This window comes from Rhodoferax bucti (assembly GCF_005876985.1).
Lineage (GTDB): Bacteria > Pseudomonadota > Gammaproteobacteria > Burkholderiales > Burkholderiaceae_C > Allorhodoferax > Allorhodoferax bucti.
The window spans coordinates 122,525-141,377 of the sequence record NZ_VAHD01000001.1 but is presented as its reverse complement, the minus strand read 5'-3'; the positions used below and the strand labels follow the sequence as shown (position 1 = coordinate 141,377).

General features: G+C 60.6%; 23 protein-coding genes. 16 read left to right on the top strand and 7 right to left on the bottom strand.

The genetic code is table 11. The features are described from left to right. The first annotated feature begins 31 nt into the window (after window positions 1-31). Window positions 32-1,696 carry an aminotransferase class III-fold pyridoxal phosphate-dependent enzyme gene (locus tag FDM28_RS00670; RefSeq protein WP_138512048.1) on the top strand — a complete coding sequence of 555 codons (1,665 nt, stop codon included), beginning with the start codon at window positions 32-34 and terminating at the stop codon, window positions 1,694-1,696. 34 nt (window positions 1,697-1,730) lie between these two features. Here FDM28_RS00670 and FDM28_RS00665 read toward each other — a convergent pair whose 3' ends face one another. From FDM28_RS00665 to kefC, 3 genes are all read right to left on the bottom strand, one after another. Next, the gene (locus tag FDM28_RS00665) at window positions 1,731-2,345 is read right to left on the bottom strand and encodes a hypothetical protein (RefSeq protein ID WP_138512046.1); all 615 of its coding nucleotides are present in this window, start codon (window positions 2,343-2,345) and stop codon (window positions 1,731-1,733) included. An 88-nt stretch (window positions 2,346-2,433) separates the two neighbouring features. Further along, window positions 2,434-2,868 carry a DUF1841 family protein gene (locus FDM28_RS00660; protein WP_138512044.1) on the bottom strand — a complete coding sequence of 145 codons (435 nt, stop codon included), beginning with the start codon at window positions 2,866-2,868 and terminating at the stop codon, window positions 2,434-2,436. A gap of 29 nt (window positions 2,869-2,897) precedes the next feature. Beyond that, on the bottom strand, window positions 2,898-4,715 hold the full coding sequence (kefC, locus tag FDM28_RS00655; protein ID WP_138512042.1) for a glutathione-regulated potassium-efflux system protein KefC: 1,818 nt from the start codon (window positions 4,713-4,715) through the stop codon (window positions 2,898-2,900). A gap of 41 nt (window positions 4,716-4,756) precedes the next feature. Between kefC and FDM28_RS00650 the strand changes: the two genes are divergently transcribed. Together FDM28_RS00650 and FDM28_RS00645 are read left to right on the top strand one after the other, a co-directional pair. Next, on the top strand, window positions 4,757-5,374 hold the full coding sequence (locus FDM28_RS00650) for a ParA family protein (RefSeq protein WP_138512040.1): 618 nt from the start codon (window positions 4,757-4,759) through the stop codon (window positions 5,372-5,374). A gap of 52 nt (window positions 5,375-5,426) precedes the next feature. Next, window positions 5,427-5,882: a MaoC family dehydratase gene (locus FDM28_RS00645; RefSeq protein WP_138512038.1), complete on the top strand. Its 456-nt coding sequence runs from the start codon at window positions 5,427-5,429 to the stop codon at window positions 5,880-5,882. Between the two features lie 21 nt (window positions 5,883-5,903). On the opposite strand, the gene trmL is transcribed toward FDM28_RS00645, so the two are convergent. Both trmL and FDM28_RS00635 read right to left on the bottom strand, forming a co-directional pair. Further along, window positions 5,904-6,368: a tRNA (uridine(34)/cytosine(34)/5-carboxymethylaminomethyluridine(34)-2'-O)-methyltransferase TrmL gene (gene trmL, locus FDM28_RS00640; RefSeq protein ID WP_138512036.1), complete on the bottom strand. Its 465-nt coding sequence runs from the start codon at window positions 6,366-6,368 to the stop codon at window positions 5,904-5,906. A gap of 24 nt (window positions 6,369-6,392) precedes the next feature. Continuing rightward, window positions 6,393-6,995 (bottom strand): ComF family protein, encoded by a 603-nt coding sequence (locus tag FDM28_RS00635; protein WP_240791860.1) that lies wholly within the window; start codon window positions 6,993-6,995, stop codon window positions 6,393-6,395. A gap of 138 nt (window positions 6,996-7,133) precedes the next feature. Between FDM28_RS00635 and FDM28_RS00630 the strand changes: the two genes are divergently transcribed. From FDM28_RS00630 to FDM28_RS00600, 8 genes are all read left to right on the top strand, one after another. Beyond that, window positions 7,134-8,039, top strand: a complete 906-nt coding sequence (locus tag FDM28_RS00630; protein ID WP_138512032.1) for a methyltransferase domain-containing protein — start codon at window positions 7,134-7,136, stop codon at window positions 8,037-8,039. 140 nt (window positions 8,040-8,179) lie between these two features. Beyond that, on the top strand, window positions 8,180-8,656 hold the full coding sequence (locus FDM28_RS00625) for a DUF2244 domain-containing protein (RefSeq protein ID WP_138512030.1): 477 nt from the start codon (window positions 8,180-8,182) through the stop codon (window positions 8,654-8,656). A 57-nt stretch (window positions 8,657-8,713) separates the two neighbouring features. Beyond that, complete coding sequence (gene coxB / locus FDM28_RS00620) at window positions 8,714-9,898, top strand: cytochrome c oxidase subunit II (protein WP_138512028.1); 1,185 nt, start codon at window positions 8,714-8,716, stop codon at window positions 9,896-9,898. A 42-nt stretch (window positions 9,899-9,940) separates the two neighbouring features. Continuing rightward, entirely contained in the window at window positions 9,941-11,557 is a 1,617-nt protein-coding gene (gene ctaD / locus FDM28_RS00615) for a cytochrome c oxidase subunit I (protein ID WP_138512026.1), read from the top strand. Continuing rightward, window positions 11,557-11,670, top strand: coding sequence for a cytochrome oxidase small assembly protein (locus FDM28_RS17815; protein WP_240791859.1), 114 nt, complete (start codon window positions 11,557-11,559; stop codon window positions 11,668-11,670). The genes ctaD and FDM28_RS17815 overlap by 1 nt, the downstream gene beginning before the upstream one ends. A 2-nt stretch (window positions 11,671-11,672) precedes the next feature. Further along, complete coding sequence (locus tag FDM28_RS00610; RefSeq protein WP_138512024.1) at window positions 11,673-12,260, top strand: cytochrome c oxidase assembly protein; 588 nt, start codon at window positions 11,673-11,675, stop codon at window positions 12,258-12,260. Then, window positions 12,260-12,466, top strand: a complete 207-nt coding sequence (locus tag FDM28_RS00605) for a DUF2970 domain-containing protein (RefSeq protein ID WP_138512022.1) — start codon at window positions 12,260-12,262, stop codon at window positions 12,464-12,466. The genes FDM28_RS00610 and FDM28_RS00605 overlap by 1 nt, the downstream gene beginning before the upstream one ends. Before the next feature lie 49 nt (window positions 12,467-12,515). Beyond that, window positions 12,516-13,397 carry a cytochrome c oxidase subunit 3 gene (locus tag FDM28_RS00600; protein WP_138512020.1) on the top strand — a complete coding sequence of 294 codons (882 nt, stop codon included), beginning with the start codon at window positions 12,516-12,518 and terminating at the stop codon, window positions 13,395-13,397. Between the two features lie 63 nt (window positions 13,398-13,460). On the opposite strand, the gene FDM28_RS00595 is transcribed toward FDM28_RS00600, so the two are convergent. Continuing rightward, window positions 13,461-13,682: a twin transmembrane helix small protein gene (locus FDM28_RS00595; RefSeq protein WP_138512018.1), complete on the bottom strand. Its 222-nt coding sequence runs from the start codon at window positions 13,680-13,682 to the stop codon at window positions 13,461-13,463. Between the two features lie 15 nt (window positions 13,683-13,697). Between FDM28_RS00595 and FDM28_RS00590 the strand changes: the two genes are divergently transcribed. The 5 genes from FDM28_RS00590 to FDM28_RS00570 are packed head-to-tail and all read left to right on the top strand — an operon-like array spanning window position 13,698 to window position 17,780. Further along, window positions 13,698-14,420: an SURF1 family protein gene (locus FDM28_RS00590; protein WP_240791858.1), complete on the top strand. Its 723-nt coding sequence runs from the start codon at window positions 13,698-13,700 to the stop codon at window positions 14,418-14,420. A gap of 7 nt (window positions 14,421-14,427) precedes the next feature. Further along, a complete protein-coding gene (locus FDM28_RS00585; protein ID WP_138512016.1) occupies window positions 14,428-15,120 on the top strand; it encodes a hypothetical protein in 693 nt (230 codons plus the stop codon). A gap of 10 nt (window positions 15,121-15,130) precedes the next feature. Further along, on the top strand, window positions 15,131-16,282 hold the full coding sequence (locus FDM28_RS00580) for a COX15/CtaA family protein (protein ID WP_138512014.1): 1,152 nt from the start codon (window positions 15,131-15,133) through the stop codon (window positions 16,280-16,282). Continuing rightward, window positions 16,279-17,175 carry a heme o synthase gene (gene cyoE / locus FDM28_RS00575; RefSeq protein ID WP_138512012.1) on the top strand — a complete coding sequence of 299 codons (897 nt, stop codon included), beginning with the start codon at window positions 16,279-16,281 and terminating at the stop codon, window positions 17,173-17,175. The genes FDM28_RS00580 and cyoE overlap by 4 nt, the downstream gene beginning before the upstream one ends. After that, complete coding sequence (locus FDM28_RS00570) at window positions 17,172-17,780, top strand: SCO family protein (protein ID WP_138512010.1); 609 nt, start codon at window positions 17,172-17,174, stop codon at window positions 17,778-17,780. Before cyoE ends, FDM28_RS00570 begins: the two co-directional genes overlap by 4 nt. Here FDM28_RS00570 and FDM28_RS00565 read toward each other — a convergent pair whose 3' ends face one another. Beyond that, window positions 17,781-18,776: a Bug family tripartite tricarboxylate transporter substrate binding protein gene (locus FDM28_RS00565; RefSeq protein WP_138512008.1), complete on the bottom strand. Its 996-nt coding sequence runs from the start codon at window positions 18,774-18,776 to the stop codon at window positions 17,781-17,783. Window positions 18,777-18,853: the final 77 nt, after the last annotated feature.

Genomic DNA, 18,853 nt, shown 5'->3' with positions numbered 1-18,853 from the left:
GGTTGTGAAGTTGGATTGAAAGGTGAATGTGGTGAATGAATCTCTAGAACTCCAAACCGTGCTGCTGGCCGGCGTGGGCACGGCTGCCGCAGTCGCGGCCTTGCGCAAACTCAAGGCGCGTGCCGAGCTGTCGCTTGCCAAGCACCGCTCGCTGGCAGGCCATCCGCGTAATGCGCGTTTGCTGGCCTCGCTGTTGCCTAACTACAGTTACGACGAACACCAGGTCTTCGCCGTAGACGGTGCGCCAGTCGATGTGGTGGCGCAACGCAAAGCGGCCTTTGCCGCGCTGGTGCAAGGCATTGCACAGCGTTACCCCAAAACTCTGGAGGCGGGCGCTTCGGTGATCGACGGCTTGTCGGACATGCAGTTCGTCAGTGCCTACCGCGTGCCCTATCAGTTCAAGGCCTTGGTCAAGCAGGGCTTGAAGATCGGTTCCTTTTTGCAGTCGTCCTCTGGTGTGACCGTGACCGACCTGGACGGCAATGTGTTCATCGACCTGACCGGCTCGTACGGCGTGAACCTGATGGGCAATGACTTTTACAAAGAGTGCATTGACGAAGGCGCCGCCATCGCGCGTGACCTCGGCCCGGTGCTGGGTGCCTACCACCCGGTCATGGTGGACAACGTGCAGCGCTTGTGCCAGGTGTCGGGCATGGATGAAATGTCCTTCCACATGTCCGGCACCGAAGCCGTCATGCAAGCCGTGCGTCTGGCCCGCTACCACACCGGCCGCAAGAAGCTGGTGCGTTTTTGCGGTTCGTACCATGGCTGGTGGGGCGATGTGCAGCCCGGCATCGGCAACCCGATGACGGCCAAAGACACGTTCACCTTGTCCGAAATGGGCGAGGGCGCTTTGCGCGTGCTGCGCAAGCGCAAAGACATTGCCTGCATCTTGATCAACCCCTTGCAGGCCCTGCATCCCAACATGCCGGCGCCTAGCGATGGCTCTTTGCTGGATGGCTCGCGCAAAGCCGGCTTTGACAACGCGGCCTATACCGCGTGGCTCAAAACCCTGCGCACGATTTGCGATGAGCGCGGCATTGCGCTGATTTTTGACGAGGTGTTTGTGGGCTTCCGCCTGGCGCCCGGTGGCGCGCAAGCGTATTTCGGCGTGCGTGCCGATATGGTCACCTACGGCAAAACCCTGGGCGGCGGTCTGCCCATCGGCGTGCTGTGTGGCAAGAAAGCGTGGATGCGCCGTTTCCGCGACGAAGCGCCTGCGGATATTTGCTTTGCGCGTGGCACCTTCAACTCGCACCCCTATGTCATGGGCGCCATGAATGCGTTCTTGCGCAAGCTGGACACGCCCGAGGTGCAGGCCCGCTATGCCGACCTGGATGGCGTGTGGAACCGCCGCGCAGCGCAGCTCAACCAGGCCATGGAGGCCGCAGGCCTGCCAGCGCGGGTGGCCAACTTGTCGTCCATCTGGACGGTGACCTACACACAGCCGGGCTGCTATCACTGGTTGTTTCAGCACTATTTGCGTTTGCAAGGGCTGGCCTTGAGCTGGGTGGGAACCGGGCGCTTGATCTTCAGCCTGAACTTCAGCGACGCGGACTTTGACGAAGTAACCCGCCGTTTTGTGGCGGCGGGTCAGGCGATGCAGAAAGACGGGTGGTGGTGGCAGGATGCCGGTCTGACGGCCAAGGCGATCAAGCGCCGCATCCTGTGGGAGATGTGGGCCGCCAAGTTCTGACCCCGAGGGGCCGGTTCCTGGAGGCAGGAACCGGTTAGCTCGGTGCGTGGTCCATGTTGCCGCGGGGTTCGATCAACTCGCCGCGCATCAGGGCCAAAGGTGCCTTGTAGTAGAGCTTGATGTCGTGGAAAGGGTCGGTCAGGATTTTGGTCATCCACACCAAGCCGGACATCACGTCTTTGATGAAGAACAGGTGCACGGTGCGGAACACCAGGCCGCCCACACCCACGATGAGCCAGAGCTCGCCGGTGTGGCGCATGAAGGCTTCGATACCGGTGGCCGGCTCAAAGTAGCCGAACAAGGTGGGGTCAATCCACAGCGCAGCGGGTGCTGCGGCCCAGATGGCCATGAGCACCACTTTGCGCTTGAGGTTGTAGCCGACCTTGATCTCTTCTTTGTACTCGTGGGTGGCCTTGTTGACTTCGTCGTAGCCCAGAGGCTCAAAGAAGAAGTGACCGGCTTGGCGGGTCATCATGGAGACCAGCCAGGCGACCAAAGCCGCCAAGGCCGGGTCTTTGAAGAGCAGCGCATAGGCCACCAGAAAGCTGATGGCACTGATCAGGTGCAGCGACTGGTTGATGCGGCTGTGGTGGTAATAGCGGTGGTCATCCCAGCGCTGGATCTTGAGTTGTTTGAGAAAGTCTTGCATACACGAAGTCTCCAGGAAACGGAAAATTCATGCTACCCAGACTTGATGGCAGAGCCGTGACAAGTGCCGTGACACTTTGGTGAAACGCTCAGTCCTTGGTGGCGTGGCGCTGTACGCAGGCAATGTAGGCATCGCCATCGGGCGGGCGCCCGGCGCGCTGGCTTTCCCACAGCATGGTGCCTAGGCACTCCATGGCTTCGTGGTGCGCCTGGTGCAAAGAGTTGCGCTTGTGCGTCAGCAACTCTACCGCCTGGCGGATGCCGCGCGGCTGGTCAATGCTGCACTGCTCGCTGATGGACAGGTGCATGCTCAGGTGCAAAAAGGGGTTGGTGCGCCCCTCGGTGGCCTCGTACATGGTGGTGAGCGCGGTGTCCACATCCGCAAAGTCGGCGTGGTATTCGGGGTGCTCGTCCATCCACTGCGATGCTATGGTTTCGATAGCTTCCAGCGCACGTCCCTCGCGGGCTTTGGCGTAAACGGAGCAGAAAAATCGACGTACGTCTTCTTGCGATGGATTGAACATGGCCGCAAGGTTAGCACGGGTGTTGCTGCTCAGTCGCCGGTGCGCTGCTTGTCCCTTTCCGCGCGTTCCTGGGCCATTTGCTCTTCCAGCTGCTGGCGGCCCTGCTTGATGGCGGCAATGAATTTGGTGCGGTCTTTGAACAGCGGGCGCATTTTTTCGAACAGCTCCAGGTTGTGCTGCCGGAAGCGCAGGGTGGAGGTGCGCGCCGCATCCGGCGAGTGGCCCAGCACCTCCAGCACGCTGCGGGCGCTGAGCAGGCTGGACTCGAACATTTCACGCTCTACCAGCGTGACGCCGCGCTCACGCAGCTGGTTCCAGTGGGTCACATCCCGGGCGCGGGCCACGATGGGCAGTTGCGGGAAGTGCGCCTTGGCCAGGTCCACGATGGCCAGGCACTGCGCCACATCGTCCACCGCAATCACCAGAACCTGCGCAGTGGCAGCGCCGGCGGTGCGCAGCAGGTCCAGCCGGGTGGCGTCGCCATAAAACACCCGGTAGCCCAGGTTGCGGGCGGCCTCTACCATGTCGGCATCATGGTCGAGCACGGTGGCGGGAATGCCCTCGGCCAACATCACCCGGCCAATGATCTGCCCATAGCGGCCAAAACCGGCCAGGATGACGGGAGCATGCTGCTGCTCAGAGAGCACCTCCATCGTGGGGCTGGCTTTGGCGGCGTAGCGGGGCAGCAGCCAGCGGTCCAGCGCCACCAACAGTAGCGGGCTCAGCAGCATGGACACGGCGACCGCGCCAATGAGCAGCGAAGCCTTGTCGTCGGCAAACACATGGGCCCCCGCTGCCGCCTGAAACACCACAAACGCAAATTCCCCGCCCTGTGCGAGCAGCAGGGTGAACACCGGCCGCTCCTGGAAAGGCAGGCCGATGTGCCGCGCCAGCAGAAAAATCACCACCGCCTTGACCAGCAAAAAGCCCACGACCACCGCCGCCATGGTGAGCGGGGCGTCCAGCAGCACGCCAAAGTCGATGCTCATGCCTACGGCAATGAAAAACAGCCCCAGCAGCAGGCCCTTGAAGGGCTCCAGGTCGGTCTCCAGCTCGCGCCGGTATTCGCTCTCAGCCAGCAGTACGCCCGCCAAAAAGGCGCCCAGCGCCATGCTCAGGCCCACTTGCAGCATCAGGCGGGAGATGCCCACCACCAACAGCAAGGCGGCCGCAGTAAAGATTTCGGGGGTGCGCGAGCGGGCGATCCAGCGCAGCAACGGGCGCAGCAGCAGGCGGCCCCCCAGCACAATGCCGGCAATGACCGCTATGATTTTGATAGCTGCTTGCGCATATTCCATGGGCGCTAGGTCCGGATTGGTGCCTGGAGTCCCGCCCAGCAGCGGCAACAGTGCCAAGATGGGGATGGCAGCCACATCCTGAAATAGCAGAATCGAAAATGACGCCTGCCCGCTCTGGGTAGGCATCAGGTTGCGCTCCTCCAGCACTTGCAGCGCAATCGCGGTGCTGGAGAGCGCCAGGCCCAACGCGCCCACCAGGCTCAGCCGCCACGAGGCACCGCTGGCCAATGCCACCAGCATGAGCAAGGCCGTGCAGCCCAGCACCTGCAGCGCGCCCCAGCCGAAAATCGATCGCCGCAGGCTCCACAGGCGCTTGGGCTCCAGCTCCAGCCCGACCAAAAACAGCATCAGCACCACGCCGAACTCGGCAAAGTGAAGAATGTCTTCCACATTCGTCACCAGGCCGGCGCCCCAGGGGCCGATGGCAATCCCCGCGGCGAGGTAGCCGATGATGGCGCCCAGCCCGAGGGCTTTGGACACCGGCACGGCGATGACGGCGGCACTTAAATAGATGAGGCTGTTGATGAGCCAGGCGGGAGCGTGTTCCATGCCCGTAACATAGCGCAGTTACCTACATGGAGAGTTTGCTTATGCCAGTGGTTGTCGTTGCGAACCCCAAAGGCGGGGTCGGGAAGTCCACCTTGTCTACCCAGATTGCCGGTTATTTCGCCTCCCAAGGCCACACTGTCATGCTGGGCGATGCGGACCGCCAGCAGTCCTCCCGGCTGTGGCTGAGTTTGCGTCCGCCGGCAGCCAAGCCGATTGCTGGTTGGGAGGTGGCGGATGATGGGGTGGCCAAACCACCTAAAGGCACCAGCCATGTGGTGCTGGACACACCGGCTGGACTGCACGGCCGGCGCTTGAAGGACATCCTAAAGATTGCCACCCACGTGGTGGTGCCCCTGCAGCCCAGCGTGTTTGATATTTTTGCCACCAAGCCTTTTCTGGATGAGCTGGCGGCCAGCTCTCGGGCCGGCAAATTCAAGGTGGGCATCGTGGGCATGCGGGTGGATGAGCGCACGCTGGCCTCTGAGCAGCTGCAGCACTTTGTGGCGGGGCTGAATATTCCGGTGCTGGGTTTTGTGCGTGACACGCAAAACTACATCCAGCTGATTGCCCGGGGGCTCACGGTGTTTGATGTGGCGCCCGGCAAGGTGGAGCGCGATTTGCAGCAGTGGCAGCCTCTGTGCCAGTGGTTGGACGCCTAGCCCTGTCACGCCGGCTACAAGCCACGGGCCACGTCGTAGCTAGAGTGGCCGCATGAAAATACTTTCTTCATTGGCGGACCTGCGCACCTTGGTGGGCACTACCGTCGCGGTGAGCGACTGGCTGACCATCACCCAGGCCCAGATTGATTTGTTCGCCCAAGCCACCGGCGACCACCAGTGGATTCATGTGGACCCGGTGCGTGCGGCGCAAGGGCCATTCGGCGCACCGATTGCCCATGGGTTTCTCACGCTGTCGTTGATTCCGCAGTTCATGGAGTCCAGCCTGCGGGTGGACGGGGTGCGCATGGGGGTGAATTACGGCCTGAACAAGGTGCGTTTTATCGCGCCGGTCCTGGTGAACAGCCGGTTGCGTGCCCACTTCAAGCTGCTGGAGGTGCACGACATTGACAAAGAGGGCTTGCAGCAGACGTGGGAAATCACGATAGAGCGCGAGGGCTCGGCCAAGCCGGTGTGCGTGGCGGAGTCGCTGGTGCGCCAATATGCTTGAGGCCTTTTCAGTCGCGAAACATCAGGTCTGAAAGCCGTTCTGGCGCCAGGCTTCAAACACCGTGACCGCCACCGCGTTGGAGAGGTTCAGGCTGCGCTGGTCGGGCCGCATGGGCAGGCGCAGGCTGCGTTCGGGTGAAAACGACTGCCGCACCAGGTCGGAAATGCCCTTGGTTTCCGAGCCAAACACCAGCCAATCTCCTGGCTGAAACGCCGCCGCATACGGGCTGCGTGTGCCCCGGGTAGTCAGGGTGAACATCCGGTCCAGAGGCGGTTGCTCGCCGGCAAGAAAGGTCTGCCAGTCCGCATGGCGCTTGAGCTCGGCGTACTCGTGGTAATCGAGGCCGGCGCGGCGCATGTGTTTGTCATCCATGGAGAAACCCAGCGGCTCGACCAGGTGCAGCCGGCAGCCAGTATTGGCCGCCAGGCGGATGACGTTGCCGGTGTTCGGCGGAATTTCGGGCTCTACGAGGACAATATGAAACATGCCGCCATTGTCCCCTGAGTAGGTTCAGTGTTCCGGGGTACGGGCCAGCACCAGGGCGGTAATGTGTACCGCGCCAGCCGTGCGTAGCGCGGTGGCGGCAGCTGTCATGGAGGCTCCGCTGGTCATCACATCGTCCACCAGCACCAGCTTTTTGCCTGCTAGCACGCGGTGCTGCAGGGGTTCGACGGCGAACGCCTGGGCCACGTTGCGCAGGCGTTCATGTTTAGGCAATGTGCTTTGGGCCGGGGTGTCGTGAATGCGCAGCAGCAGGTCGGTGCGCGTTTTGCCGGGGCTCAGGTGCTGCGTCAGCAAGCCGGATTGGTTGAAGCCCCGGCTTTTCAGCCGCGCGTTGGACAGCGGCATGGGGATGACCCAGTCGGCCTCCTCCAGGGCGGGCTCTACCCACGGCGTGGCGCGCATCAGTTCTGCAAAGTGCCGGGCCCAGGCCGGGTTTTCGCGGAATTTGAAGCCCGCAATCAAGCGGTCCCACGGGTAGGCGTAGTCCACGGCGGCCAAGGCATGGTCCCAGGCGGGTGGGGCTTGTCTGCATGCGCGACATTGGGCCAGCGTCCCCGGGAGCGGCAAGGCGCAGGTCGGGCAGCGGTGGCGCGGTTGTCCGAAGTCCATGGCACAGGCCTCGCACAAGGCACTCGCCGGCCAGGCGTGGCATACCGCGCAAATGCCGGGGAGTGTGCGCTGTAAACCCTGGAGCAGTGCCGTGAACATCCGGCCAATATACTGCGCGCAGCTTTCTCTATTTGGCCCATGACCTCCCACAAGCCCCCCACGATTGACCCTGTTGCCGCTGCCCGTTGGGCCACTCATGCTCCTGGTGGGGCTTCTCCCTGGTTGCACGAGGAAGTGGCGCGCAGGATGGAAGATCGCTTGCAGTGGATCGTGCAAAAGCCCGCCACTTGGCTGGACTGGGAGCCCTCGCGCGGAGGTCTGGAGGGGCATGCCCTGGTGGCCCGGCGCTATCCGCAGGCCCGCGCCCATGTGTGGGAGGCGACTCCGGCGCGGCTTGAGCAAAGCCGCCAGGCACTTATGCCGGCCTGGTGGTCGCCCGAGCGCTGGGTGGGGGGGGCGCCCCAGTTTGCTTTGCCCGCTGAGCCGGTGCAGATGCTGTGGGCCAATATGGCCTTGCACATGGCTGCCGATCCGCAGGCCTTGATCACGCAGTGGCATGAAGCCTTGGCCGTGGACGGGTTCGCCATGTTCTCGTGCTTGGGGCCGGATACGTTGCGGGAGCTGCGTGGGGTGTACGAGGCCGCGGGTTGGCCCCAGCCGCATCACCAGTTCACCGATATGCACGATTGGGGCGACATGCTGGTGCACGCCGGGTTTGCGGAGCCCGTGATGGACATGGAGCGGATTACGCTGAGCTACTCCTCGCCTGACCGCCTTTTGGCCGAACTGCGTGTGCTGGGGCGCAATTTGCATGTGGCGCGCTTTGCGGGTTTGCGCAGCCGTGCCTGGAAACAGCGCCTCGAAGATGCACTCATTCAGAGCCTGGCGTCGCAAGAAGACGGTCGCCTTACCTTGACGTTTGAGGTGGTCTACGGGCATGCTTTCAAGCCCAAGCCACGGCTCAAAGTGCAAGCGGAAACCCGGGTGTCGCTGGATGCCATGCGGCAGGTACTCCAGCGCGGAACGGGCAGCGGCGGAACCTGAGTATCGAGGTGCGGATACGCAAAACCCTGAGATCGATCAAGGCGCGTACTGTCATACAATGCTACGAAAAGAAGTAGGGGCTTTCACGCCTCCAGTTTTGATTGTGTCCGCGCGCGACAGGTCAACATCGGGTGACACGCATGACGAATTTGGTTTTTCGCTTTGCGACAGTACAAGGGCAGCACGTTGATTGGTTGCTGAAGCGTAATTGTTCGGTTACGCCTTTGCAGTTGATGTGGGCGTTTGCGTCTTTGAGTGCGGTATCCATCGGAATCGGGCTTCTTTTCTGGTTTCAGGGCGCCACGCTGGTGATTCCCTTTGCATCGCTGGAGTTGGTGGCGCTGGGAGTTGCCTTTATGGTGGTTGCGCGGCAAGCGACCGATGGAGAACATATTTCTCTTTCGGGAAATCAACTAGTCGTAGAGCTGGAATGTGCTGGTAGGCTGGAGCGTACGGAATTTCATCGGAATTGGGTCCGTGTGGAGCCCCGCGCAGATGACTCGTCGTTGATTGAGCTGTCCGAGCGGGGGAAGACCATTCAGGTCGGGCGGTATATTCAGCCAGCGTTGCGTCCGCAACTGGCCAGAGAAATACGGTCGGCTTTGCGCGCCGCGTGAATGCGGCACGCAGGACCGGTGCGTTGGATTATTTTGGGGCATCTAAAAGTGAACGAGATGAAGAACACAACGAAAAAACTGGCGTCTTTGCTGTGGGCGGCTAGTGCTTTTGCCGGCACTTCCCTGTTGACGCAAGCGCATGCGGTGAACGATTTGCCGGGAGGCCCGGCAGTCAATCAGCTGAACCTGGCACCCGCAGTCACCAAGATTGCGCAAGAGCAGCAGTGGTTGCACTGGTTCATGCTGATTGTGTGTTCGGTCATTTTTGTGGCGGTGTTTGCCGTCATGTTCTACTCCATCTGGAAGCACCGCAAGTCGGTGGGCCACAAGCCTGCGACCTTCCACGAGTCGGTGACGGTGGAAATCATCTGGACCATAGTGCCCTTCGTGATCGTGATTTTGATGGCGTTGCCCGCCACCAAGGTGGTGGTCGCCATGAAAGACACCACCAACGCCGATCTGACCATCAAGGCTACCGGCATGCAGTGGAAGTGGGGTTATGACTACCTCAAGGGTGAGGGCGAAGGCATTGGCTTTGTGTCTACCCTCGACAGCGAACAGCGCACCTTGTCGGATGCCGGCGGCCCCAAGAAAGGTGAGTCCATCGACAACTATTTGCTGAAAGTGGACAACCCGTTGGTCGTGCCCGTGGACAAGAAAGTCCGCATCATCACCACCGCGAACGACGTGATTCACGCATTCATGGTGCCAGCATTCGGTATCAAGCAGGATGCCATCCCCGGTTTTGTGCGCGATACCTGGTTCCGTGCAGAAAAGGTGGGCGATTACTACGGCCAATGCGCAGAGTTGTGTGGCAAAGAGCACGCCTACATGCCCATCCATGTGAAGGTGTTGTCTGCCGAAGACTATTCCGCTTGGGTGGCCGCAGAGCAGAAGAAACTGGCCGCCAAAGCGGATGACCCAACCAAGGTTTGGACCTTGGACGAAATTACCAAGCGTGGCGAGAAGGTGTATGCCCAAAACTGTGCAGCCTGCCACCAAGCCAACGGCAAGGGTGCGGGCCCTATCAAGCCTTTGGACGGTGCGGCCGTGGTTCTGGATGCCGACAAGAGCAAGCAAATCGCGGTGCTGTTGAACGGCCAAAACAACGGCACCATGCCGTCATGGAAGTCGTTGAGCGATACGGACATCGCTGCAGTGATCAGCTACACCAAAAACAATTGGTCTAACAAAACCGGCCAGTTGGTGCAGCCCGCAGACGTGTTGGCATTGCGCAAGTAATGTTCCCCCAGCAGAACAAAGAAAATTAAGAAGGACCTCACTATGAGCGCCGTACTCGACCACCACGATCACGCCCACGACGATCACCACCACGCACCCACAGGCTGGCAGCGTTGGGTGTTTGCCACGAACCATAAAGACATTGGTACTTTGTATCTGCTGTTCAGCTTCACCATGCTGATCATTGGCGGCATCTTGGCCTTGTTGATCCGGGCAGAACTGTTTCAGCCAGGCTTGCAACTGGTCAATCCCGAGTTGTTCAACTCCCTGACCACCATGCACGGTTTGATCATGGTGTTTGGCGCGATCATGCCGGGCTTTGTGGGGTTTGCGAACTGGATGATTCCGCTGCAAATCGGTGCGTCTGACATGGCGTTTGCCCGCATGAACAACTTCAGCTTCTGGTTGATGATTCCTGCGGCCCTTATGCTGGTGTCCTCGTTCTTCATGCCCGGTGGTGCTCCTGCTGCGGGTTGGACCTTGTACGCACCTTTGACGTTGCAAATGGGCCCCTCCATGGACGCCGGCATTTTTGCCATGCACATCCTGGGTGCGTCGTCCATCATGGGCTCGATCAACATCATCGTGACCATTTTGAACATGCGCGCTCCCGGCATGACGCTGATGAAGATGCCCATGTTCTGCTGGACATGGTTGATTACCGCTTACTTGTTGATCGCTGTGATGCCTGTGTTGGCCGGCGCGATCACCATGACGCTGACCGACCGCCATTTCGGTACCAGCTTCTTCAATCCCGCCGGCGGCGGTGACCCGGTGATGTACCAGCACATTTTCTGGTTCTTCGGTCATCCTGAGGTGTACATCATGATCTTGCCGGCGTTCGGCATCATCAGCCAAATCGTTCCCGCGTTTGCCCGCAAGAAGCTATTCGGCTACGCCTCCATGGTGTATGCAACATCCTCCATCGCCATTCTGTCGTTCATTGTGTGGGCGCACCACATGTTCACGACCGGAATGCCTGTGACCGGCCAGTTGTTTTTCATGTACGCAACCATGTTGATTGCGGTGCCTACTGCGGTGAAGATCTTCAACTGGATCGCCACCATGTGGCAGGGCTCTATGACTTTTGAGACTCCCATGCTGTTTGCAGTGGGCTTCATCTTCGTGTTCACCATGGGTGGTTTTACCGGGCTGATTCTGGCCATGGCACCTATCGACATCCAGTTGCAAGACACCTACTACGTGGTGGCTCACTTCCACTACGTGCTGGTAGCTGGCTCCCTGTACGCGATGTTCGCAGGCTTCTACTACTGGGCTCCCAAGTGGACCGGTGTGATGATTCCTGAGTGGAAGGGCCGTCTGCACTTCTGGTGGTCCTTGATTGCATTCAACGTGACTTTCTTCCCCATGCACTTCTTGGGCTTGGCGGGTATGCCACGTCGCTATGCCGACTACCCCATGCAGTTCGCGGACTTCAATGCGGTGGCTACTGTCGGTGCATTTGCCTTCGGTTTGGCTCAGGTGTATTTCTTCTTCGGCGTAGTGCTGCCTGCCATGTTGGGCAAGGGCGAAAAAGCGCCGCAAAAGCCTTGGGAAGCTGCAGAGGGCTTGGAGTGGGAAGTTCCATCTCCCGCACCATTTCACACCTTTGAAAATCCGCCCAAGCTGGACGTGACGGCTACCAAGGTGATCGGCTGATGGCTACTGCTGAGCAAAAAAAGGCTAATACCCGGTTGGCTCTGATCTTGGCGTCAATTGCGGCAGTCTTTTTTATCGGGTTCATGGCCAAGATGATTTTTCTCGGAAAGTAAGCATGGCCAGTCTCCGTGCCAATAGCCGAATGTTGCGCAAGCTCGCCGTGGTCACGGTCGGCATGTTTGCCTTCGGCTATGCCTTGGTGCCTCTGTACAAATCCATTTGTGAAATGACGGGCATCAACGTGTTGGCACTGGGCGACCAGTTGATCTCTGGCAAGAAATCGGCGGCTGAGAATACGCAAGTCGACCTGTCTCGCACCATCACCGTCGAATTCGATGCCAACTCCCGCGGCCCTTGGCAATTCAAGCCAGCGCAGCGGTCGGTGACAGTGCATCCCGGAGAGCTGACGACGGTGGTCTATGAGTTTCAGAACGTGCAGGACCGGCGTATGGCGGCCCAAGCGATTCCGAGTTACGCCCCGATGCAGGCCTCAGCGTATTTCAACAAGTTGGAATGTTTCTGTTTTAACCAATACACCTTGGAACCCGGCGAGAAAAAGTCGTGGCCCGTGGTGTTTGTGATTGACCCCAAGCTGTCCAAAGACGTGACGACCATCACCTTGTCGTATACGTTTTTTGAAGTGGGTGGTAAAACGCCCCCCGCTCCGGTGGCGGGTATCAAGGTCGAGAGTTCGGGTTCTTGATGTCGCCGGAGTCGTCCAAGCGCTCATCCTTTCTGCGCAGCATGAAGTTGGTGGCGTGGTCTTTTTTGGGGATTCGCAGTAGCTCCGGTTACCGCGAAGACTTGAGCAAAGTAAACCCGGTGCACGTGGTTTTGGTTGGGTTGATCGCTGCGTTGCTATTGGTAGGCGGCCTGATCGGATTGGTGAAGTGGGTCGTGGGGTCGTGAGACGCCGCACCCCGCAATGAATGTGGATTAGAGAAGAAATGGAGCTGAAATGAGTTCAACAACACACGGCGGAACGCCTTATTACTTTGTGCCCGGACCCTCGCGTCATCCGGTGATGGCTGCCGCTGGTTTGTTCTTCGTGATCCTGGGCGCTGGTCAGTGGATCAACGGCGCAGCCTGGGGAAAGTACTCCCTGATGCTGGGCATGGTGTGGTGGCTTTTTGTGCTCTACCAGTGGTTCCGTGATGCGGTGGTGGAGAGTGAAGGCGGGCAATACGGCCGCAAAATCGATATCTCTTATCGCTGGAGCATGAGCTGGTTCATCTTTTCTGAGGTGATGTTCTTTGGTGCGTTTTTCACGGCACTGTGGTGGGCCCGCTCGCACTCTGTGCCTGCGTTGGGTAGCTTGGATAACTCCTTGCTCTGGCCCGGCTTCAAAGCGGTGTGGCCAAGCTTGGCAGCCGGTGCAACCGCATCGCCCGCCGGCATTGTGGAGTCTTTCTCCACCATGGGGCCCTGGCCTATCCCGACCATCAACACCGCACTGTTGCTGTCCTCCGGTGTGACGCTGACGATTGCCCACCATGCACTCATCGACGGCAACCGCAGCAAAACCATCGGCTTTATGTGGGCCACAGTATTGCTGGGCGTGTTGTTCCTCTGCTTGCAGGGTTATGAGTATTACGAGGCTTACCACGACCTGAACTTGACCTTGGCGTCTGGCGTGTTTGGCTCCACATTCTTCATGTTGACCGGCTTCCACGGCTTCCACGTCTTTGTGGGTATGCTGATGCTGCTGTTCATTACCTTGCGCTTGCAAAAAGGCCACTTCACGGCTGACCGTCACTTCGGTTTTGAAGGTGCAGCGTGGTACTGGCACTTTGTGGACGTGGTGTGGTTGGGTCTTTACATCTTGGTGTATTGGTTTTAAGTCTCTCGCACACAAAAAAAGGGCACCATGGGGTGCCCTTTTTGCTGGGGGGATTCGCTGGTTTTAGCGGCCTGCTGCGATGCCGGTGGGGTGGATGTAACCCAATTTCCAGGCAAGCATGAGGCAAAGAAATAGCAAGACTGAAATTCCCACCCGCATACCTAGCGCACGTGCCATATTGCGGGACTTGTTGCCCTGGGTGGCGCCGCCCTTGAGCATGAAGTACAGCGCAGCGGCGAGGCTGCCCAAAATCGTGGCGAAGGCCAGAATCACTAAATAGGTCATGACAGGAATTATCACGTGAACCCGCGGATGCGTTGGATCTTGGTGGCTTTTGCCGCCGTGCTGGGGGTGTCGCTGTCTGTATCGCTGGGGTTTTGGCAACTGCGCCGCGCGAGCCAGAAGGAAGCGTTGGGGGCATCGATCGCGGCAAGTGAGTCCAAACCGGCCTTGGATACCCAAGCGCTGGTGCAGGCGCCCAATCCGCAGGACTTGCTACACCAAAGTGTGCGTTTGCGCGGAGTGTGGGTACCCGATCGCACCGTGTACCTCGACAACCGGCAGATGCATGCCAAGGTCGGTTTTTTTGTCTTTTCCCCGCTGCGCCTAGAGGCGGGCGGGGCTGTGTTGATGGTGCAGCGCGGCTGGATACCCCGCAATTTTGAAGCCCGCGAAACCCTGCCCGCCGTGCAAACACCTAGCGGACCGGTGGAACTGACCGGGCGAATCGCCTTGCCACCTTCCAAGCTTTATGAGCCCGGGGCGCCCGCCGGCGGGCCTATCCGGCAAAATCTCGACCTTGCGCAGTTCCGCCTCGAAACCAGCTTGCCATTGGAGGAGACCTTTGTGGTGGTGCAAACCGGTGCCGCGTCAGAGGGTTTGCTGCGCGAATGGCCGGTGGTCAACCTCGGGGTGGAGAAACACTATGGCTACGCGTTTCAGTGGTTCGCATTGGCGGCTTTGATGGCCGGGCTGTTCGCCTGGTTTCAGTTGCGTCCTCTTTTTGTTATTTCCAAGGATTGACCCTTTCATGTCTGGTGCTCCGATTCATGACGACCGTCCGCTAGGCCTGACGGTACACAGCCTCCCCGAACCCTCCGGGGCGCTGCAGACCGAGGTGGTGCGCACCCGCGCGGGCCGTTGGCGCATGTTGGCTGTGATGCTGGTGTGCGCCGCGCCGGTGATCGCCTCTTATTTCACTTACTACGTGGTCCGTCCGGACGGGCGCCGCAACTTCGGTGAACTGATCACCCCGCAGCGCCCCTTGCCAGCTCTGGCTGCCATGGACTTGCAAGGCGCGCCGGTTAATTTGCAAACGCTCAAAGGGCAGTGGCTGTTTGTGAGCGTTGCGGGCGCCGCGTGCGATGCACTTTGCAAGCAAAACCTGTATTTGCAGCGGCAACTGCGGGAGGGCCTGGGCAAAGAAAAAGACCGGCTGGATTGGGTCTGGCTCATCACCGATGAGGCCCCGGTACCCGCTGAACTCGCCCCCGCCCTCAAGGACGCCACCGTGCTAAGGGTTCCTGCGGCAGGCCTCGCCGAGTGGTTGCAAGCAGAGCCGGGGCGCCAACTACCGGATCAGTTGTATTTGGTGGACCCGCTGGGTAACTGGATGATGCGCTTCCCCCCGAACCTCACGGCCGAGGGCGCCCTCAAAGTCAAGCGCGACCTGGACCGGCTGATGCGTGCAGCCCAGTTCTGGGACCGCGCGGGGCGTGATTGAAGTACCGGCCATGCAACCTGCTTTGTACGATTTATCGCCTTTGTTCCGCGTGATGCTGGTCGGCGGTGTCGCCGCTTCGGTGCCGGCGCTGTGGGTGTATCTGCGCCACCGGGCCGCGGGGCCTGCCAGCCGCTACCAGGCGCTGGCCGTCGTCACCTTGTTTTTGACCTTCGACCTGGTGCTGTTCGGCGCCTTTACCCGGCTCACCGACAGCGGCCTGGGTTGCCCGGACTGGCCTGGCTGCTACGGCAACGCCAGCCCCTTGGGCGCCAGCCACGACATCGCCATGGCCCAGCATGCCATGCCTACCGGCCCGGTCACGCACAGCAAGGCCTGGATTGAAATGGTCCACCGCTATATGGCTACGGCGGTGGGCGCGCTGATTACCGTGATGGCAGTATCCGCCTGGTGGATGCGCAGGCGCGGTCTTGCGCAGGCTCCGAACCCGTGGTGGCCCACGGCAACCTGGGTCTGGGTGTGTGTGCAGGGTGCGTTTGGCGCCTTAACCGTCACTATGAAGCTGTTCCCCGCCATCGTGACGCTGCACTTGCTGGGCGGCTATGTTCTGCTGGCTTTGTTGACCATTCAGGCGACCTCGGCCTCCGCTGGGCGTGCATCGGCGAATCGGGGTGCGGCGCAAACCATCCCCCCTCGTGTATTCGCCTGGACGCTGGCCGCCTTGGGGCTTTTGATGCTGCAAGCCGCCTCGGGCGCGTGGGTCAGCACCAATTACGCGGTGCTGGCGTGTGCCGAGTTCCCCGGTTGCCAGGGCACGCTGTGGCCTGCCATGGATTGGAAGGCTGCCATGGAAATCTGGCGCCCGCTGGGTCTGACCGCTGCCGGTGAGCATCTGAGTTTTCAGGCGCTCACTGCCATTCACATGGCGCACCGCTTGTTGGCCGGGGTGACTGCGTTGGCGTTGGTGGGCTTGGCCTGGGCACTGTTCCGGTTCGATGGCCTGCGCAAGCCGGCCCGCTGGCTCGCAGCCCTGCTGGCCTTGCAGATTGCCACCGGCCTGAGCAATGTGGTGCTCGGTTGGCCCCTGTTGGCCGCTGTGATGCACACCGGTGGCGCTGGCGCGCTGGTGATGGTGCTGGTCTGGGTGCTGGTGATCTGCCGCCCGGCCCGCTCCGTAGAAGTAGAAAAAGAGACTCCCGTATGACCCTGAATGAAGCAGTCCCCAAGCCCTCTGTGCTGGCTCAATTCCATGCGCTGACCAAGCCGCGCGTCATCCAGTTGATTGTGTTTTGCGCCCTGATCGGCATGGTGCTGGCCGTGCCCGGCGCACCCACCGGGGCGCAGGTGATGCTGGCCGCCGTTGCCTGCCTTGGCATTTATCTTGTGGCGGGTGCCGCTGCCGCCTTCAACTGCATCGTAGAAAAAGGCATTGATGCCAAGATGAAGCGCACCTCGTGGAGGCCCACGGCCCGCGGCGAGTTGAGCGACACGCAGACGCTGGTGTTTTCCGCACTCTTGTGCGCGGCCGGTTCGGCCATTTTGTACTTTTGGGTCAACCCGCTCACCATGTGGCTGACCTTTGCCACCTTCGTGGGCTATGCGGTGGTCTACACCGTGATCCTCAAGCCACTCACGCCCCAAAACATCGTGATCGGCGGCGCCTCGGGGGCCATGCCGCCCGTGCTGGGCTGGTCCGCCATGACCGGGGACGTCGGGCCCGAAGCGCTGATTCTGTTCTTGATCATCTTTTTGTGGACACCACCGCACTTCTGGGCGCTGGCGCTGTACCGGGTAGAGGACTACCGCAAGTCCGGCCTGCCCATGTTGCCGGTCACCCATGGCAGCGAGTTCACCCGCCTGCAAATCCTGCTCTACACCTTTATGCTGCTGGCCGCCTGCCTGCTGCCCTTCATCTACGGCATGAGTCACTGGCTCTACCTGGTGGTGGCTGTGGGGCTGTGTCTGGGTTTTTGCTGGTACGCGGTGCGCTTGTTGCGCAACTACTCGGATGAACTGGCGCGCGCCACCTTCCGCTTTTCGCTCATCCATTTGAGCGTGCTTTTTGCAGCGCTGCTGCTGGACCATTACCTCTTATGAACAAACGTTCTGCTATTCAATTCATAGCTGCTGGCGCAATACTGGCGAGCGCTGGAGGCCTATTGAGTGCTTGCTCGGAAGCCAAGCCCTCGTTTGCCTCGGTAGACATCACCGGCGCCAGTTACGCCAAAGACTTTGAGCTGACTGACCACAACGGCAAAGTCCGCCACCTGGGCGACTTCAAGGGCAAGGTCGTGGTCATGTTCTTCGGCTACACCCAGTGCCCGGATGTGTGCCCCACGTCCATGGCGGAGCTGGCAGAGGTGAAGAAGGCGCTGGGTGCGGATGGCGACAAGCTGCAGGGCCTGTTTGTCACGGTCGACCCTGCCCGCGATACGCCTGAAGTGCTCAAGGGCTACATGGAGAATTTCGACCCCACCTTCCTGGCGCTTTACACCACGCCCGAGAAGCTGGAAGCTTTGGCCAAAGACTTCAAGGTCTACTACAAGCGGGTCAACGGCAAAACCGACACCAGCTACACCATGGACCACTCGGCTGGCAGCTACATCTACGACACCCAAGGCAACTTGCGCCTTTTCACCCGCTACGGCAGTGGCGCCAAGGTGCTGGCGGCCGACATTCAGCAGTTGCTGAAGCCGTCCTGATCAGTCGGTTTTGATGTTTTGCTGGGCAATGATGCCGCCCAGCAAAGTGGTGTCCGCCTTCACCCGGTTGGCCAAACCCTCGGCAGAGGTGCCTTGCACCGTCCAGCCCTGCTGGAACATCTTTTGGCGCATCTCGGGGCTGCGCGCAATCTCGCTGAACAGCGCCGACAAGCGCGCCACCACCGGCTTGGGCAGGCTGTTGGGGGCGGCCACCGCGTTCCAGATCTCCAGGTTTAGGTCTTTCACCCCCGCCTCCGACAGGCTGGGAATGTCGGGCACCAACGCACTGCGCACGCTGGCCGTAATGCCGATGGCTTTGAGCTTGCCGGCCTTGATTTGGGCCGAAGCCAGGGCAGGGGGCAGCAGGCTGAGCTGCAAGTCGCCCGCGATCATGGCGGTGGCCACTTGCGGATAACCCGCGTAGGGCACATGCAAGGGGGCTATGCGCGCCTTGGCCTTGAGCAACTCCATGCCCAAATGGCCCACGGTGCCCACGCCGGGGGTGCCGTAGTTCCACTTGTCGCCGGACGCACGGGCCGCAGCCAAAAACTCTGCGGCAGTCGCGCCCGGTGCGCTGACGGGGGCGGCGAGCACTAGGGGCGACACGCCCAGCAGGCTCACCGGCGTCAGGTCCTTCAGCGGGTCGTAGCTCAGTTTGGGGTTGAGCAGCTTGGCAATCGTCATGTTGCCGTTGATCATCAGCCCGAGGGTGTGGTCATCGGTGGCCTTGGCCACCGCATCGGCGGCGATGTTGCCGGCGGCGCCCACTTTGTTTTCCACAATCACCGGTTGGCCCAGGGCTTTGGAGAGCGGCTCGGCAAAGGCGCGGGCTGTCAGGTCCGGCGAGGACCCGCCCGGAAAGCCGACAATGATGCGCACCGGCTTGGTCGGCCATGCGGCAGTTTGAGGTGCTTTTTGGGCGCTAGCGCCCATAGGTAGTGCGCAAGCAGCTATGGAAAGCATAGCGACTGCAGCGGTGCGGCGTGTGTGGGTCATCAGCTCTGGGTCCAAGAAAAAGCCCCTGCAGGCGGGGCCGGCAGGGGCATTGTGCGTGAAGTCGGGCGGCGTCTACC